Source organism: Gemmatimonadaceae bacterium (assembly GCA_036504815.1).
Lineage (GTDB): Bacteria > Gemmatimonadota > Gemmatimonadetes > Gemmatimonadales > Gemmatimonadaceae > PNKL01.
Genome location: DASXUN010000015.1, coordinates 143,100 through 156,807, shown reverse-complemented (window position 1 = coordinate 156,807; position 13,708 = coordinate 143,100). Strand labels below are relative to the sequence as shown.

Genomic DNA, 13,708 nt, shown 5'->3' with positions numbered 1-13,708 from the left:
GCGGCGTTCGGGGGCTTGACGGAAACCTCCGCGAGCGCAACGCTGTAAGGGGAAGGACGCACGACCGGCCCCCCCCCTTCTCGGTGATGAGCATGCATCTGCTACTATCAGATGTGCAGCGCCCGCAGCGGTCGCTAATCGCGACGAGCCTGAGCGTCGTGCTGCACGCGGGCGCGGTCGTCGTCCTCGCGATGACGGGCGAACGCATGGTCAATGCCGTGGCCGGCATGATCGAGGAGACGGTGCAGTACCTGTATCCCGCGCGGCGCGACATCGGTCCGTTGAAGCCCGGCCAGTTGAGCGCATCGGCCCCGCGCGACGCGCGCACCACCGGCGATGAGACGCCGCGCTGGCGTGACGGTCAGCCGGGCGCCGGCGGACAGGGCGTGGGCGCACACGAGGGCATCATCTTCGCGCCGCTCCCCTCGGAGTCGGAGTCCGTCGAGCCGGGCGTCGGCGACAACGCCTTCAGCACGGTGGAAGTCGATTCCATCGCCGTCGTCGACCCCACGAGCGAGGGTCCGGAGTACCCCACGGCGATGGCCGCCCGCAAGCTCGAGGGCAGCACCGTGCTGCGGTTCGTCGTCGACTCGACGGGGACGATCGACATGTCCACGGTGCGCGTGATCTCCGCCACCCACTCGGCGTTCGCCAAGGCCGTGATCGCGGCCATGCCGCGGATGAAGTACCGGCCGGCGAGCATTGACGGACATCCCGTGCGGCTGCTGGTCGAGCAGGCCTTCGCGTTCAGGCTCCAGAAACCCAAGGGACAGATCGCATAGCAGCGCGCCGGTCCACCGCGGTCCCGCGCGCTTTCGGGAGGGACCATGCAGATTCACCTGACTGATCAGGAGGCGCACGACCTCCACGACGTGCTGCACGACTATCTGCCGACGCTTCGGCGGGAAGTGGCGCGCACGGACGCGAAGGAATTCCGGCACATGCTGGTGCAACGCCTCGACCTGGTGGAGCGTCTCGTCGAGGACCTGTCGCTGATCGCGGCGCGGTAGGCTGCCTCGTCGGTTTCGGTCACGTTGCTGATGTCGTGCAGCAGCGACACGCCGGGCCGCTCCTGAGGGGTATTGTGGTCCGGCCGCTTGTCATTGACGTGCCGCAGACCAGCGGCACGAGAACGCGAGGCTCGCGCTGACCGCAGCGAGCCTCGCGACGTGCCCACCGTAGGGGGTCGCGGACTACCGGCGAGCGGCCTCGACGACGGCCTGCGCGGCGCGGTACACGCCCCACTCGCGCACTTTGAAGGCCGCATCCACCGGTGTCTCGCACAGGTGGTTGGTGTAGTTGCTGATGGTCTTCACGGCGATGGAGAGTATCAGGTAGAGAATCTGCCGTTCCGTGAAACCGGCGGCGAGGAAGGCGCGGGCCTGGTCATCCTCGGGCCGTCCGCGCGTGGAGACGAGGTGACGCACGAAGCTCGCCAGTACGGCAAGCCGCTCATCCGGGACGGTCGCATCGTCGCGAATGGCGTCGGTCACGGCGCGCGGCACCTTGGACATGACGTCGGCCACGAGGCTGTGCGCCGCGAGGCAGTACGCGCACTCGTGTTCGCGAGAAATCGCCAGGAAGACGACCTCCTGCTCGATCGCGCTGAAGCCCGACTCCGCGCGGAAGCGGTTGTATCCGTCCATGTACGTCTCGAGCAGGCCCGGGGCATTGGCCATGAACGTGTACATGTTCGGCACCATCCGGCTGGCCTGGCGCGAGCGCTCGTAGAGGGCGTCCACGGCGGGCGGGGCTGCGGTCGCGGCAACGGGTGGTAGGGTGAGGTGATAGGGTTCTGCCATCGGTCCTGGCTCCTTGAGAGTGATGGAACTTCGCCTGTGCGATGAGTCCTTCCTGTCGGGGCAAGGCCGTGCGACGCAAATTGGTTCCGCGAGCACTGCTTCCATTCATCGATTGCGAGTGACTCCACATGACCAGCTGGATTCCACTGCCCGAAACCGGCACCGCCACGGGGGCCCTGCGCGAGGCGTTCGCGCGCGTCGCGGGAACACGCGGCAAGGTCTCGAACATCCTGAAGGTGCACGCCACGCGACCGGCGGCGATGCTGGCCCACCTCGACCTCTATCGGGAGCTCATGTTCTCCCAATCGGAGCTGACGCGCCCCGAGCGCGAGATGATCGCGACCGTGGTGTCGTCCGTGAACGGATGCCGGTATTGAATGCATCATCACGGAGAGGCTCTCCGTGCGCTGACCGCTGATGCGCCGCTCGTCAACGAGATCCTCGCGGATCCGCGCGGGGCGGCGATGCCACCGCGCTGGCGCGTGCTGGCCGATTTCGCCATTCACCTGACCGAGTTGCCGGCGCGCCTCACGGATGCGGATGCGGCATCGCTGCGAGAGGCCGGGCTTGGCGACGAGGGCGTTCACGACGTTGTCGCCATCACCGCGTACTTCAACTTCGTGAACCGCCTGGCGGAAGGTGTGCGCCTGCCGCTCGAGAGTGACGGCGCATAGGCCGCGGAACTTCGCGGCGTTGCGTGGTCTTGGAAGGGCAAGCCAACCCTTCAGGAGACCCGATGTCCGCCGCCACCACCGTTACTGACGCGACCTTCCCGAGCACCATCGAACAGCACGAAGGGCTCGCCCTCGTCGACGTCTGGGCGAGCTGGTGCGCCCCGTGCCGTGCGCTCGCGCCCACCATCGAGTCTCTCGCCAGGCAGTTTGACGGGCGCGTGCTCGTGAGCAAGCTCGACTTCGACGCCAACCCGGGGACGGCCGAGCGATTCGGTGTGCGGTCGATTCCCACTGTCCTCTTCTTCCGCGATGGCGCGCTGGTGGACCAGATGGTCGGCGCCCAGCCCGTGGCGGCGTTCACGACCCGCATCGAACGGCATCTCGCGACGCCGGCCAGCTAGTGGCGCACCGGGCGGCGTTCGTTCTGGCCGGCGGCGTTCCGGGTGAAAGCGTGTCGTCGGCACGTCGAGAGCTGACTTCGATGAGGGGCGCGCACCGTCGCGCGGAACCATCGGACGCCTGCGTGCCTTACCCGGATGGCCACCTGGCGAGAACGGCTCACCACTCAGGAGGAACCATGTTTCGGAAGCTGCGGATCGTTGCCGGCGCGCTGATAATCGGCCTGCCGGCGCTGGGCACGGCGCAAGGCACTGGCATGATGAAAGCCCCCGCTGGCAAGGACGTCACCGTGAGCGGCACGGTCATCGACGTCTCATGCAAGTTCGGGCAGGGGCTGACGGGCAAGGATCACCGCATGTGCGCGCAGGTTTGCGGCGACCGCGGCCTGCCGCTCGCCATCCTCACGGACGACGGCAAGCTGTACATCCCGGCCTCGGCCGGCATGCCGGGTGACGGCCAAAATGGCCGCCTGAAGGAGTTCGCCGAGCAGCGCGTGAAGATTTCGGGCAAGGCCTTCGCCGCCGGTGGCGCAACGGCCATCCAAATCGCGTCGATCGCGCCGGCGCAGTAGTCCGATGACCTGGAACCGGTGGGTCGTGAGCGGGGTGTCGCTGCTTGGACTCGGCGGCGCGATGCTCGCGGCCCGCCGGTCTCCGGCGGGCGTCGACCGCGGGCCGATCGAGACCTTCCTCAGCGCATCGAAGCCACGGGTGGAGATCATCGCGGGCGTGCGGCACGTGTTCACCACGCAGCCGCCCGCACGGTTGATCGTGGACACCGCGCCCCCCGCCGCCGGGGCCGAGTTGCTCTGGTTCGATGGTCGTGCGACCGCGCCCGCTTCGGGAGGCGTGCTGGCGCTCGACGCCAGCGGCGGCGTCGTGATGTTCGATGCGCGGCTTCGCCCGACGTACCGTCGCGTGCGTGGCGAGGGACGCGACTGGGTGAGCGTCAGTGCGGCACCCGGGGACGGGTTGTGGCTCTCCGACGCCACCGGCGCACTGTACCGCGCTGACGTCACCGGTGAGCTGCATCCGCTGCCCAAGAGCACATTGACCTACCCGTCGATCGTCAGCGACGGCCGGGGCGGCTCACCGTGGCTCGTGCGTTCGTCGCAGCATTTCGGCTCATTCCTGCCGAGCGGAGAGGAGCCGTTGCTGGAGTTCCGCGATGCGAGCGGGGCCGTGGGCGGGACCTTGGGCCGAGCCATCACCCCGGCTCACGTGCTCCTGCTGGACCTCGCCAACGCCGGCGCCCTGGCCATCGCGCCGCGGGCCTTGGTGCTGGCGCCGTTCATCCGCGACGAGGTCATCGCGCTGTCGTTCGCGGGCGAGACTCTATGGGTGGCCCACCGCGGACTGCCCCAGAGTACCAAGGAGCCCCGGTTCGAGATCGACCACGGGCGAGCCGTCGTCGACTACTCACCCGTGAACCTCGGTGCGCGTGTGGGGCCCGACGGCCGCCTCTACGTGCTGAGCACTCCCGGCTACACCACCCAGCGCAGTCGCCTTGACGTCATCGACCTTGAGAGTGGCGTCGTGCGGCGCACGGTGGAGTTTGACACGGCCATCCCGACGCTCGCGGCGGATGAGTCCGGACGGGTCTACCAGCTCGATGCCGTGGCCTTGCTGGCGGGAGCGCCGCCACGGGAACGTAAGCCGTGGCCTGCGTTCGCTCTGCCACGCCTCGCCGGAGATTCCGTCCGCAGTGCCGATTTCCGCGGGCGTGTCTCGCTGGTGAACGTCTGGGCCAGCTGGTGCGAGCCCTGTCGAGCCGAGATGCCGGCGCTCGACTCGCTGCAGCACGCATTGACGGGACCGGGTTTCGCGTTCCTGTCGCTCAACGACGACGTCGACGTGGAGGCGGCCCGGCGCTTCCTGGCGGCGGGCGGATATGCATTTCCGGTCGCGCTGGGTCGTGGACGCGTGCGAGACCTGCTGCATGCGCCGGGCATGCCCATCACGGCGCTCGTGGACGCCGAGGGACACGTGATCCGACGCTGGATCGGCTACGCCGGTCCCGAGCAGGTGGCCGCCATCCGCGCGCTGGCGCGCGCCGAGGTGGAGCGCCTCCCGATGGCGAGGGATGCGTCAATGATGGGCATGCACCATCACTGAGCCATGCGACCGCGAGTGGCGCCGGAGCGCAGCGAGTCGATGAGCGGGCACTGGACGCGACCAGTGCCTGCCCGGCAGGTCCTGATGAGGCGCGCGAGCGCCCCCTCGATGCGTCGCAGGCCGACCAGCTTCTCGCGCACCTCGCGAAGCTTGGCCTCGGCGGCTTCGCGGGCGTCATCGCAGTGCGCGCCGTCGTCGAGACGCAGCAACTCGGCCACCTCGTCGAGACTGAACCCCAGGCCTTGTGCGGCCTTGATGAACCGGACGCGCGCCACGTCTGCCGTCCCATACCGTCGGATGCGACCGTACGGCCGTGCTGGCATCGGCAGGAGCTTCCGACGCTGGTAGAACCGAATCGTCTCGACGTTCACGCCCGCCGCCTTGGCGAACGATCCAATGGTGAACTCCGTGCGTGGCGCGATCATCGACCCTTGACTCCGTAGTTAGGTACGGCACTAGGATTTTCAGCATACATCACTGCGACGGAGGGAGCAATGTTGGATGTGGCACCTGAGAAGACGCCGGAGTCACCATCCGGACGTACGGCGCTCGTGGCCGGGGGCCTCGCAGCGATTCTCGCCTCGACGTGCTGCCTGGGACCGCTGGTGCTCCTGGCCCTTGGCGTGAGCGGCGCATGGATTGGCACGCTCACCAGGCTGGAGCCGTACCGGCCGCTCTTCCTCGGCGTGGCGCTGGTGGCCGTTGCATTCGCCCAGCGTCGGATCTTCCGCATGCCGACAGCCTGCGCACCGGGGGAAGTCTGCGCGATACCGCGCGTGCAGACCGCCTACCGCGTGCTGTTCTGGACCGTCGTGGTCCTGTTGGCCATCGCGTTCGCCTTTCCGTTCATTGCCCCACTCTTTTACTAGAGGTCTTCCACATGAGAAAGCAGCTGCTGTTCGCCATCGCCGCCCTCACGCTCGTTGCCACCCCCGCGTGGGCTGCTCCCCGCACCGTCATCTTGTCGGTCTCGCAGATGACCTGTGCGGCCTGCCCGATCACCGTCAAGAAGGCGCTAGCCAAGGTTGACGGCGTCACCAAGGTTGTCGTGAGTCTCGAGAAACAGCAGGCCGTGGTCACCTACGACGACGTCAAGACGGACGTCAAGCGGTTGATTCGTGCCACGACCGACGCCGGGTATCCCTCTTCAGTCGCTCGGTAGCCGGCTGATGACGACGCGGGCCATCTTCCGCACGGGCGTGTTCGGCGCAGTTGCTCTCCGGGCACGCCACCGGGCGGCGGCGTGTGCCGGGGTGCCGCCTCATCACTCATCGAACAAAGAAGGGCGCCACCAATGACCAAGCGCGATTGTCCGGGTACCGATCTGTCGTGTGCGACGTGTGTCCAGCCGGTGACCGCGGTGCAGGCAAATGGCGCCACGCACGCGCCAGTCGGCATCCGTCGTGTCGTCGTGATTGGAAGCGGCGGCGCCGCAATGGCCGCGGCATTGAAGGCCGCCGAACGCGGGGCCGCGGTGACGCTCATTGAACGTGGCGTCATTGGCGGCACCTGCGTCAACGTGGGATGCGTGCCGTCGAAGATCCTCATTCGCGCCGCGCATGTGGCACAGACGCGGCGGCGCAGCCCGTTCGACGCCGGCGTGTCGCCCGCGCCGGTGACGGTGGACCGGCGGGCGTTGCTCGCGCAGCAACAGGCACGGGTGGAGGAGCTGCGGGGTGCCAAGTACAAACAGGTGCTGGCCAGCAACGAGGGCATTACGGTCGTGGCGGGAACGGCCCGATTCGTCGGCGCACAATCGCTGATGGTGACCGACGCCGCGGGTGAGGAGCGTCGCCTCGAGTTTGAACGGTGTCTCATCGCCACCGGCGCCAGCGCGTCGGTGCCGCCCATTCCGGGTCTGGACGAGACGCCATTCTGGACCTCCACCGACGCGTTGGCGAGCGCGGAGATTCCGCCGCGGCTGGCGGTGATCGGTTCCTCGGTCATCGCGGTGGAACTGGCGCAGGCGTATGCCCGGCTTGGCAGCCAGGTGACGATTCTGGCCCGCCACACGCTGCTGTTCCGCCAGGATCCCGCGCTTGGCGCCGCGCTCGCCGAGGTCTTCCGTGACGAGGCCATCGACGTGCGTCTCCATGCGCACCTCACGAGCGTCGCGCACGCCGACGGGGTGTTCCGGGTCGCCACGGACGCGGGTGTGGTCGAGGCCGAGCGGGTGCTCGTCGCCACTGGTCGTGCCCCCAACACGCGTTCGCTCGGCCTCGAACAGGCCGGCGTCGCCGTCGATGCGCGCGGCGCCATCGTCGTGGATGGCCATCTGCAGACGAACGTCGCGGACATTTATGCCGCCGGCGACTGCACGACGCTGCCGCAGTTCGTCTACGTCGCGGCGGCGGCGGGAACGCGCGCGGCCATCAACATGACGGACGGCGATGCCGTGCTCGACCTCTCGTCAATGCCGGCGGTGACCTTCACCGAACCGCAGATCGCGACGGTCGGGCTGACCGAGGCGGAGGCGCAGGCACGTGGGATCGCCACGGAAAGCCGCACGCTCGCGCTCGAACACGTGCCGCGTGCCCTCGTGAACTTCGACACGCGCGGCTTCATCAAGCTCGTGGCGGACGCCGGCACCGGACAGTTGCTCGGGGCGCAGATCGTGGCCGCTGAAGCCGGCGAAGTCATTCAGTCGGCGGCGCTGGCGCTGCACGCCGGCCTTACCGTGCGCGAGCTTGCCGACCAGCTCTTTCCCTACCTGACCATGGTCGAGGGTCTCAAGCTCGCCGCGCAGACCTTCACCAAGGACGTCTCCCAGCTGTCCTGCTGCGCCGGGTAGCCCCCGATGCCCGCGGGTGTCCGCGCGGGCATCGCTACGCCGAATACCCGCGCGTGCGGAGCTGCGCGACCACGCGGTCGCGGAGGCTCCCTTCGTTCGACACCTCGGCGCGCGCGGCCGCGAGCGCCTTGAGGAATGCGCGCTCGAACTCCACCTGGGGCGAGCAATGCCCGCACATCTTCACGTGTGCTTCGATGGCCTGCATGCGCTCCGGCGAGAGCTCCCCGTCGAGGTAATCCCACAACTGCCGCATCACGGCGTCGCAGTCCAGCATCGGTTCCATCATGACGAACCCTCCGCGGCGCGTTGGACGCCAAATCCGGCGTCCTGCGCGAACGCCAGCAGTTGTTCCTGCAGCATGCGCCGCGCCCGAAAGAGGCGTGATCGCACGGTGCCAAGCGGGATGCCGAGAATCTCGGCGGCCGACTCATACGAGTGATCGTGCAGGTCCACGAGCACCGCGACGTCTCGAAATGCCTCCGGCAGGGACTCCATGGCCGCCTCGACCGCCTCGCGCATTTCGGACCGCTCGAAGACGTGGTCCAGGCCCTCGGTGTGGGCGCGGGTGTACACGTCCGCCGCGCCGAGCGACTCGAGTTCGGCGTCCTCGGTGGCTACGTAGCGCTCCGCCCCACGTCGCACCCGAAGGAAGCGGCGGCGGCAAATCGTGAACAGCCACGCACGACACTCCGTGCCCGGCGTGTACTGATCCCACGCCTGGTACGCCATCATGAACGTGTCCTGCACCAGGTCATCGGCCTCGCTCGCGTCGCGGGTCAGCGATTTCGCGTATCGCGCCACGTCCGGCAGAAGCGCCAGCGCCTCGCGGCTGAACGCCGCGTCGCGAGACGATACCGGTGACTCCGGGGTCATTCGGTGCCTGCCGCCCATAAGGCCACATGACCAACGGCGAGGGGCCGCCCATCCATGAAATCCTGGCCCTGGTTGATGAGATTGAGCACAACGCCGACGAGGGCCGACACCTGCAGCGCGCCACGCACGATGTCCCACCGGCACGCCAGCTTCATCAACGAATCTGCGCGCCTCATGCGTCGACCGCCACGCCCTGTCGCGGCAGCGCATCCAGCGGCAGCGCATCCAGCGGCAGCGATCGCACCGACTCCTGCACCGGTCGCCCGATGAGCGCCTCGATGAAGGAATGGGGCCGGGCGAGAAGAACTGTTCGTGCCATCGGTGATGCCTTGCCCGATGCAAAGGGGCGGCCGCACTGCGGCGCCAGTGCGCCGTGGTGCTGTCCGCGTTCATCAAGGCAAGGCCGCTCGACGGCGAGGAGTTCCCCAAGACGGGAGAGGACCACGCGTGCCAGGTTCGGGCATGCAATGGCCCCGCAGGTCGGCGACGAGCCACCGCAAAAAGAAGACGCAACCCCTGAGTCACTCAGGAGTTGCGTCTCAGTCGGGGCGAGAGGATTTGAACCTCCGACCTCCTGCTCCCGAAGCAGGTGGCGTTAGATACCGTGAAGTTTCCGGTAGATTGCAACGTATGAAAAATCAATGCCTTACGCAAGAATGACCTTCCTTGAGATTCCAGGAGATTTCGCTAGATTGGCTTCCAATGGCTTCCTATAGGCTTCCTACGACATTCCGATAGGGGCAGCACATGGCCTCCGCCAATCTCACGAAACGCACCATCGATGCGCTCGCCTTCACCCCGAGCTGCGACTACTTCGTGTGGGACACCAAGCTGAAGGGCTTCGGAGTCCGCGTCACGGAGCGCACCGATGCCGAGGGACGCGTGCATCGGCGAAAGGTCTTCGTGCTGGGATATCGGCCACAAGGCGCCCGGCAGTTTCGCCGGCTGACCCTCGGCGTCTACGGCCCGCTGACCACCGAGCAGGCCAGGGACGAGGCACTCCGCCAGCTGTCCGCCACGACGCAGGGCGTCGATCCGCTCACCGCGCGCCGTGCCGCACGCGGCGGACTCACGGTTCGGGAGCTCGGCGCGACTTACCTGGACGAGGTCGAACGCCGGCGGAAGCCCGGGACGACACGGGAATACCGGCGGCTCTGGAAGAAGCACATCTTCCCGGCGTTCGGCACGAAGCACGTGTCCACGATCGCCGCTGCCGACGTCCGCCGCCTCCACCGGTCGCTGAACGACACGCCGTACGTCGCCAACCGCGTGGTCGCGCGGCTGACGACCTTTTTCGCGTACGCCATCGCGGAAGGCGCCATCCCCTCCAAAGAGAACCCTGCTCGTGGCATTGAACTCTACCCCGAGCACGGGCGCGAGCGATTCCTGACGAAGGAAGAGTTCGGCCGTTTGGGTGCCGCCCTGTCGAAGGCGGAGGCGAGTGGCCTGCCGCCCGCACCGGAGCATCGGTCGAAGCCCAAGAAGCCCGAGAACCAGAAGCACCGGCCGAAGAGCGCGGACCAGCCGATTCCCGCCAACCCGTTCGCGGTCGCGGCCATCAGGCTTCTGGCGCTCACCGGCTGCCGGGAGAACGAGATCCTCTCACTGCGTTGGGACGCGATCGACTTCGAGCGTGGTCACCTGCGGCTCGACGACACGAAGACGGGCAAGAGCGTTCGGCCGCTCGGCCAGAGCGCGGCAGCGATCCTCGCGTCACTCCCGCGCGTGGTCGGTAACCCGTATGTGATCCCCGGCTCGAAGGCCAAGCAGCACCTGAAGGAGATCAAGAGGACGTGGTGCGCGGTGCGTCACGCGGCGAAGCTGAAGGGGCTCCGGCTTCACGATCTCCGGCACTCGTTTGCATCGGTGCCGGCGGCGTCGGGAGAGTCGCTGCTGGTTGTCCGGTCCCTTTTAGGACACAAGCAGGTGGCGACGACCGAGCGATATGCGCACCTTGGGAATGATCCCGTCAAGCGCGCGGCTGACAAGACGTCTGATGACATTGCGGGATGGCTGAAAGGCTCGAAGCAGTGAAGGCTCCTAGCTAACCGGCGACGAGAGTGGTCGCCTCAGGCTCCGCACCTGCCTGTCTGGCCCCGCCGGGGGAGCTGCGGCATCTTCAACCGGTGCGGGCGGCCACGTTTCATCGCGCTCTTGATGGCCCTCGACGTTTCGCTGAACGGTGCCAGGCGGTTCGCGGGATCAAGCCTGCTGAGCGGCGTCGTCTCGAGTAGTCTCGTTTTCGAAAGAGGTTCCTGATGGCCATCACCGTTGGCGAGCTCCAGGTACTCAATCCGCGTGATCTATGGAAGCACGAGGAACGCGATTTCACGCCGTGGCTCGCCCAGAACATCTCGCATCTCTCAGATCTGATCGGCTTTCCAATTGCCGTTGACCAGATCGAACACAAAGTGGGAGCTTACGAGCTCGACATTCTTGGTCATGTCGAGGACACGGAGACGATAGTTGTTATTGAAAACCAGCTAACCCAGACGGATCACGCCCATCTCGGTCAACTTCTCGCGTATGCCGCTGGACTCGATGCCGGAATGGTCATCTGGGTTGCCGCCGACATTCGCGACGAACATCGCACCACTATCGAATGGTTGAACGCGCACGCAGGAGAGCGCGTGTCGTTCTTCTTGGTTCGGCCAGAAGTTGTTCGTATCGATGACTCGAAGCCGGCCGTGCGTTTTCAGCTCGAAGTTGGGCCGAGTGAGTTCTCGCGCAGGCTTCAGGAGGTTGCAAGCGAGGGTGAGGCGGCTCGTCACGACTTCCGCTTGACGTTCTGGGAAGGCTTCCTTTCGCACTTAGTCACGCACGGATGCACTTGGGCGTCGGGTCGATCATCCACGAAGGATGCATGGTTAGCATTCGGCGTCGGAAGGTCTGGTATCGGCGGTCACGTGTCGATGGCGACGGGAAGTCGCATCCGTGTCGAGATCTATTGCTCGCAGGATGCCGACAAGGCGCAGTTCGAAGAGCTCTCGCGTCACCGGCAGGAGATTGAAGCGCTCTTTACCGGTGAAGAAGTCAGCTGGGAGCGGCTTGAAGGAAAGATCGCGAGTCGCATGGCAGTATATCGGGAGTATGACAAGGCGAAGTGCGCCGTGGCTGGCCCCGAACGCGAGGCACTCTTCACCTGGATGACGCAGCATCTTGTTACGTGCCGAGAGGTGGCGAAGCAGTATCTCGTGTGAAGGACGGAACGCGTTGGATGGCACTTCACCAGCTCTTTCGTACCGCAGGCAATGCCGGACGGGTCTTTGCAACCTGATCCTCGTCATGCACACTAATTCAGGAGAGTTGTGACCCTTCCCAGCGATCTCCCTACTTGGCTCAAGCTTCTAGGCGCAGTAGCAACGGCGTCCGGATCACTGCTCCTCGCTTGGCGCATTCGATCGATCATGAAATGGGTCGTCTATTGCCTGGTGGCACACGAAACATCGATTGAGCAACTCAGGTTGATTGCCGAGCAGCGTCCGCAGAGTGGAGCGATTGTCGGGGGTGTCACCAAACACTTGCTCGATGTTCAAGACAAGCTTGGCGGCGTTCTTCTCGTGGTCGGCTTTCTGTCACTCGGCATCGGAATGCTCGCCAACGCGGCGGCGTATCTCATGGCCACTCGCTGACCTTGCATACGCAGCGTTGGTGCCTCCGGCGCAGTAAACGAACTGCTGGCTCCAGAAGCACGTTGCCCGCACTATTGGAAGCGCAGCAGCGCAACGCCTTCCGTGTGTGTATCGAACGAACATGAAGATCGATCTCAGCCGCTCCCAAGAACAAATGCTGTTCACCACCGTTAGGATCGAGGGCACCCTCGCAAACGGCGGTACGACGACTGGAACAGGTTTCATCTTCGAACGTCGAATCGGAGATGATCGGATCCCTTTCATCGTCACGAACCGACATGTGGTCGGCGACGTGAAAAGCGGTGCGATCTTCTTTCACATCGGCGAAGGCGAACAACCGAAGCTCGGTAACGGCTACAAACTCGACATTATCGACTTCGACGCGATGTGGGTATTTCATCCCGACAAGACCGTCGACGTCGCGGTAGTACCGTTGGGTCCGTTGCTCAAGACTCCGACGCAGGCCGGCGTCAAGCTCTTCTATAGATCCATCCCTACGGAGTTTCTGGCCACTGATGCGCAACTGGCTTCGCTGAGCGTCCTGCAGAGGGTCGTGTTCATCGGCTACCCTAACGGACTCTGGGACTCAGCGAACTTGCTCCCGATTGCTCGCACAGGTTCGATTGCCACCCTTCCGCGGATCGCTTTCCAGGGACGCCCGGTATTTCTGATCGATGCGTCAGTGTTCCCTGGGTCGAGCGGCAGCCCGGTGTTCGTGTTCGACGAGGGCTCGTTTCACGATCCGACTGGCGGCGGTCTTGTCGTCGGGCAGAGTCGCGTGATTCTACTCGGCCTGGTTGCTGCCGTTTACTACAAGACGGAAGTCAACGACATACAGACGGTCGCTCACGCGGCTGGTGGCAGGCAAGTCGTTGTTGACAAAGAGATGATCGATCTGGGAATGGTGTTCAACCATCGCGCACTCTCCGAGACGATTGACGAGGCCTTCAAGCAGTACAACATCAAGTAACCCGCAGCGAAGGCCTACGTCATGCAAGGTCGTGCTCGGCACTCGGCCGCATCACCACCACCGCCAACGCCAGCGCATCGAAAATGTGCATCCGCTCGTCCTCGGTGGACCACCTCGTCCGCTCCCGCGGCACCCGATGCCGCAGTTCGGGGAATCGCTGAACTAGCACCCTGGCGATTTCAGCCTTCGTCCCCGGCCCGAGAATCCCCTGAACGATCTTCTGCGACACCTGGCACAGCCCGATCTTCCGCTGAGCAGCCAGCGCGATCGCCAGATCACGTCTGCGCAGCGCGGTCTCCCGCCCCTTGATCGGAGCGAAGTTCTCAAGAACGAGAGCCGTTGGTCGGCCCCTCTCAATCCGCGCCGAGACGCGTTCCAAGAAGAGATCATCGTCAGACGCCAGCAAAGAACTGAAGCCCCAGTCAAGCAGGCCGAGTCGTGCGTCCAAAAGGG

At 65.7% G+C, this 13,708-nt stretch carries 21 protein-coding genes; 14 read left to right on the top strand and 7 right to left on the bottom strand.

The window, feature by feature from the left end:
• The first annotated feature begins 86 nt into the window (after nucleotides 1-86).
• Nucleotides 87-782, top strand: a complete 696-nt coding sequence (locus tag VGJ96_08020; GenBank protein HEY3287051.1) for an energy transducer TonB — start codon at nucleotides 87-89, stop codon at nucleotides 780-782.
• Between the two features lie 45 nt (nucleotides 783-827).
• Nucleotides 828-1,010 (top strand): hypothetical protein, encoded by a 183-nt coding sequence (locus tag VGJ96_08015; GenBank protein HEY3287050.1) that lies wholly within the window; start codon nucleotides 828-830, stop codon nucleotides 1,008-1,010.
• Nucleotides 1,011-1,193: 183 nt separating this feature from the next.
• Here the strand turns inward: VGJ96_08015 and VGJ96_08010 are convergent, their stop codons facing one another.
• Nucleotides 1,194-1,802 carry a hypothetical protein gene (locus VGJ96_08010; GenBank protein HEY3287049.1) on the bottom strand — a complete coding sequence of 203 codons (609 nt, stop codon included), beginning with the start codon at nucleotides 1,800-1,802 and terminating at the stop codon, nucleotides 1,194-1,196.
• A gap of 128 nt (nucleotides 1,803-1,930) precedes the next feature.
• Between VGJ96_08010 and VGJ96_08005 the strand changes: the two genes are divergently transcribed.
• The 5 genes from VGJ96_08005 to VGJ96_07985 all read left to right on the top strand — a co-directional run bounded on the left by VGJ96_08005 (nucleotide 1,931) and on the right by VGJ96_07985 (nucleotide 4,989).
• A complete protein-coding gene (locus VGJ96_08005; GenBank protein ID HEY3287048.1) occupies nucleotides 1,931-2,179 on the top strand; it encodes a carboxymuconolactone decarboxylase family protein in 249 nt (82 codons plus the stop codon).
• Complete coding sequence (locus tag VGJ96_08000; protein ID HEY3287047.1) at nucleotides 2,180-2,476, top strand: hypothetical protein; 297 nt, start codon at nucleotides 2,180-2,182, stop codon at nucleotides 2,474-2,476.
• Between the two features lie 62 nt (nucleotides 2,477-2,538).
• Nucleotides 2,539-2,877: a thioredoxin gene (gene trxA, locus VGJ96_07995; GenBank protein HEY3287046.1), complete on the top strand. Its 339-nt coding sequence runs from the start codon at nucleotides 2,539-2,541 to the stop codon at nucleotides 2,875-2,877.
• Nucleotides 2,878-3,053: 176 nt separating this feature from the next.
• The gene (locus tag VGJ96_07990; protein HEY3287045.1) at nucleotides 3,054-3,446 is read left to right on the top strand and encodes a hypothetical protein; all 393 of its coding nucleotides are present in this window, start codon (nucleotides 3,054-3,056) and stop codon (nucleotides 3,444-3,446) included.
• Between the two features lie 4 nt (nucleotides 3,447-3,450).
• Nucleotides 3,451-4,989 (top strand): TlpA disulfide reductase family protein, encoded by a 1,539-nt coding sequence (locus VGJ96_07985; protein HEY3287044.1) that lies wholly within the window; start codon nucleotides 3,451-3,453, stop codon nucleotides 4,987-4,989.
• On the opposite strand, the gene merR is transcribed toward VGJ96_07985, so the two are convergent.
• Nucleotides 4,983-5,414 carry an Hg(II)-responsive transcriptional regulator gene (gene merR / locus VGJ96_07980; GenBank protein HEY3287043.1) on the bottom strand — a complete coding sequence of 144 codons (432 nt, stop codon included), beginning with the start codon at nucleotides 5,412-5,414 and terminating at the stop codon, nucleotides 4,983-4,985. The genes VGJ96_07985 and merR overlap by 7 nt on opposite strands.
• A 78-nt stretch (nucleotides 5,415-5,492) precedes the next feature.
• Here merR and merT point away from each other — a divergent pair, with 78 nt between their 5' ends.
• From merT to merA, 3 genes are all read left to right on the top strand, one after another.
• Entirely contained in the window at nucleotides 5,493-5,858 is a 366-nt protein-coding gene (gene merT / locus VGJ96_07975) for a mercuric ion transporter MerT (GenBank protein HEY3287042.1), read from the top strand.
• 11 nt (nucleotides 5,859-5,869) lie between these two features.
• Entirely contained in the window at nucleotides 5,870-6,151 is a 282-nt protein-coding gene (gene merP / locus VGJ96_07970; protein HEY3287041.1) for a mercury resistance system periplasmic binding protein MerP, read from the top strand.
• Between the two features lie 132 nt (nucleotides 6,152-6,283).
• The gene (merA, locus tag VGJ96_07965; protein HEY3287040.1) at nucleotides 6,284-7,780 is read left to right on the top strand and encodes a mercury(II) reductase; all 1,497 of its coding nucleotides are present in this window, start codon (nucleotides 6,284-6,286) and stop codon (nucleotides 7,778-7,780) included.
• 34 nt (nucleotides 7,781-7,814) lie between these two features.
• Here the strand turns inward: merA and VGJ96_07960 are convergent, their stop codons facing one another.
• From VGJ96_07960 to VGJ96_07945, 4 genes are read right to left on the bottom strand one after another with little or no spacing between them, the layout of a single operon-like run.
• A complete protein-coding gene (locus VGJ96_07960; GenBank protein ID HEY3287039.1) occupies nucleotides 7,815-8,066 on the bottom strand; it encodes a zf-HC2 domain-containing protein in 252 nt (83 codons plus the stop codon).
• Nucleotides 8,063-8,653 carry a sigma-70 family RNA polymerase sigma factor gene (locus VGJ96_07955; protein HEY3287038.1) on the bottom strand — a complete coding sequence of 197 codons (591 nt, stop codon included), beginning with the start codon at nucleotides 8,651-8,653 and terminating at the stop codon, nucleotides 8,063-8,065. The genes VGJ96_07960 and VGJ96_07955 overlap by 4 nt, the downstream gene beginning before the upstream one ends.
• Nucleotides 8,650-8,808 carry a hypothetical protein gene (locus tag VGJ96_07950; protein ID HEY3287037.1) on the bottom strand — a complete coding sequence of 53 codons (159 nt, stop codon included), beginning with the start codon at nucleotides 8,806-8,808 and terminating at the stop codon, nucleotides 8,650-8,652. The genes VGJ96_07955 and VGJ96_07950 overlap by 4 nt, the downstream gene beginning before the upstream one ends.
• 17 nt (nucleotides 8,809-8,825) lie before the next feature.
• The gene (locus tag VGJ96_07945) at nucleotides 8,826-8,972 is read right to left on the bottom strand and encodes a hypothetical protein (GenBank protein ID HEY3287036.1); all 147 of its coding nucleotides are present in this window, start codon (nucleotides 8,970-8,972) and stop codon (nucleotides 8,826-8,828) included.
• Nucleotides 8,973-9,400: 428 nt separating this feature from the next.
• On the opposite strand from VGJ96_07945, the gene VGJ96_07940 reads away from it, so the two are divergent.
• From VGJ96_07940 to VGJ96_07925, 4 genes are all read left to right on the top strand, one after another.
• Nucleotides 9,401-10,687 (top strand): tyrosine-type recombinase/integrase, encoded by a 1,287-nt coding sequence (locus VGJ96_07940; GenBank protein HEY3287035.1) that lies wholly within the window; start codon nucleotides 9,401-9,403, stop codon nucleotides 10,685-10,687.
• Nucleotides 10,688-10,911: 224 nt separating this feature from the next.
• Nucleotides 10,912-11,853: a DUF4268 domain-containing protein gene (locus tag VGJ96_07935; GenBank protein HEY3287034.1), complete on the top strand. Its 942-nt coding sequence runs from the start codon at nucleotides 10,912-10,914 to the stop codon at nucleotides 11,851-11,853.
• Nucleotides 11,854-12,060: 207 nt separating this feature from the next.
• Entirely contained in the window at nucleotides 12,061-12,285 is a 225-nt protein-coding gene (locus VGJ96_07930; protein HEY3287033.1) for a hypothetical protein, read from the top strand.
• 121 nt (nucleotides 12,286-12,406) lie between these two features.
• The gene (locus tag VGJ96_07925; protein HEY3287032.1) at nucleotides 12,407-13,255 is read left to right on the top strand and encodes a serine protease; all 849 of its coding nucleotides are present in this window, start codon (nucleotides 12,407-12,409) and stop codon (nucleotides 13,253-13,255) included.
• Nucleotides 13,256-13,274: 19 nt separating this feature from the next.
• Here the strand turns inward: VGJ96_07925 and VGJ96_07920 are convergent, their stop codons facing one another.
• Nucleotides 13,275-13,703 (bottom strand): hypothetical protein, encoded by a 429-nt coding sequence (locus tag VGJ96_07920; GenBank protein HEY3287031.1) that lies wholly within the window; start codon nucleotides 13,701-13,703, stop codon nucleotides 13,275-13,277.
• Nucleotides 13,704-13,708 lie beyond the last annotated feature (5 nt).

Bases quoted from the DNA above. Each gene is read 5' to 3' on its own strand.
- VGJ96_08020 (HEY3287051.1), top strand. From the start codon at position 87: ATGAGCATGCATCTGCTACTATCAGATGTGCAGCGCCCGCAGCGGTCG.
- VGJ96_08015 (HEY3287050.1), top strand. From the start codon at position 828: ATGCAGATTCACCTGACTGATCAGGAGGCGCACGACCTCCACGACGTG.
- VGJ96_08010 (HEY3287049.1), bottom strand. From the start codon at position 1,802: ATGGCAGAACCCTATCACCTCACCCTACCACCCGTTGCCGCGACCGCA.
- VGJ96_08005 (HEY3287048.1), top strand. From the start codon at position 1,931: ATGACCAGCTGGATTCCACTGCCCGAAACCGGCACCGCCACGGGGGCC.
- VGJ96_08000 (HEY3287047.1), top strand. From the start codon at position 2,180: ATGCATCATCACGGAGAGGCTCTCCGTGCGCTGACCGCTGATGCGCCG.
- trxA (HEY3287046.1), top strand. From the start codon at position 2,539: ATGTCCGCCGCCACCACCGTTACTGACGCGACCTTCCCGAGCACCATC.
- VGJ96_07990 (HEY3287045.1), top strand. From the start codon at position 3,054: ATGTTTCGGAAGCTGCGGATCGTTGCCGGCGCGCTGATAATCGGCCTG.
- VGJ96_07985 (HEY3287044.1), top strand. From the start codon at position 3,451: ATGACCTGGAACCGGTGGGTCGTGAGCGGGGTGTCGCTGCTTGGACTC.
- merR (HEY3287043.1), bottom strand. From the start codon at position 5,414: ATGATCGCGCCACGCACGGAGTTCACCATTGGATCGTTCGCCAAGGCG.
- merP (HEY3287041.1), top strand. From the start codon at position 5,870: ATGAGAAAGCAGCTGCTGTTCGCCATCGCCGCCCTCACGCTCGTTGCC.
- merA (HEY3287040.1), top strand. From the start codon at position 6,284: ATGACCAAGCGCGATTGTCCGGGTACCGATCTGTCGTGTGCGACGTGT.
- VGJ96_07960 (HEY3287039.1), bottom strand. From the start codon at position 8,066: ATGATGGAACCGATGCTGGACTGCGACGCCGTGATGCGGCAGTTGTGG.
- VGJ96_07955 (HEY3287038.1), bottom strand. From the start codon at position 8,653: ATGACCCCGGAGTCACCGGTATCGTCTCGCGACGCGGCGTTCAGCCGC.
- VGJ96_07950 (HEY3287037.1), bottom strand. From the start codon at position 8,808: ATGAAGCTGGCGTGCCGGTGGGACATCGTGCGTGGCGCGCTGCAGGTG.
- VGJ96_07945 (HEY3287036.1), bottom strand. From the start codon at position 8,972: ATGGCACGAACAGTTCTTCTCGCCCGGCCCCATTCCTTCATCGAGGCG.
- VGJ96_07940 (HEY3287035.1), top strand. From the start codon at position 9,401: ATGGCCTCCGCCAATCTCACGAAACGCACCATCGATGCGCTCGCCTTC.
- VGJ96_07935 (HEY3287034.1), top strand. From the start codon at position 10,912: ATGGCCATCACCGTTGGCGAGCTCCAGGTACTCAATCCGCGTGATCTA.
- VGJ96_07930 (HEY3287033.1), top strand. From the start codon at position 12,061: ATGAAATGGGTCGTCTATTGCCTGGTGGCACACGAAACATCGATTGAG.
- VGJ96_07925 (HEY3287032.1), top strand. From the start codon at position 12,407: ATGAAGATCGATCTCAGCCGCTCCCAAGAACAAATGCTGTTCACCACC.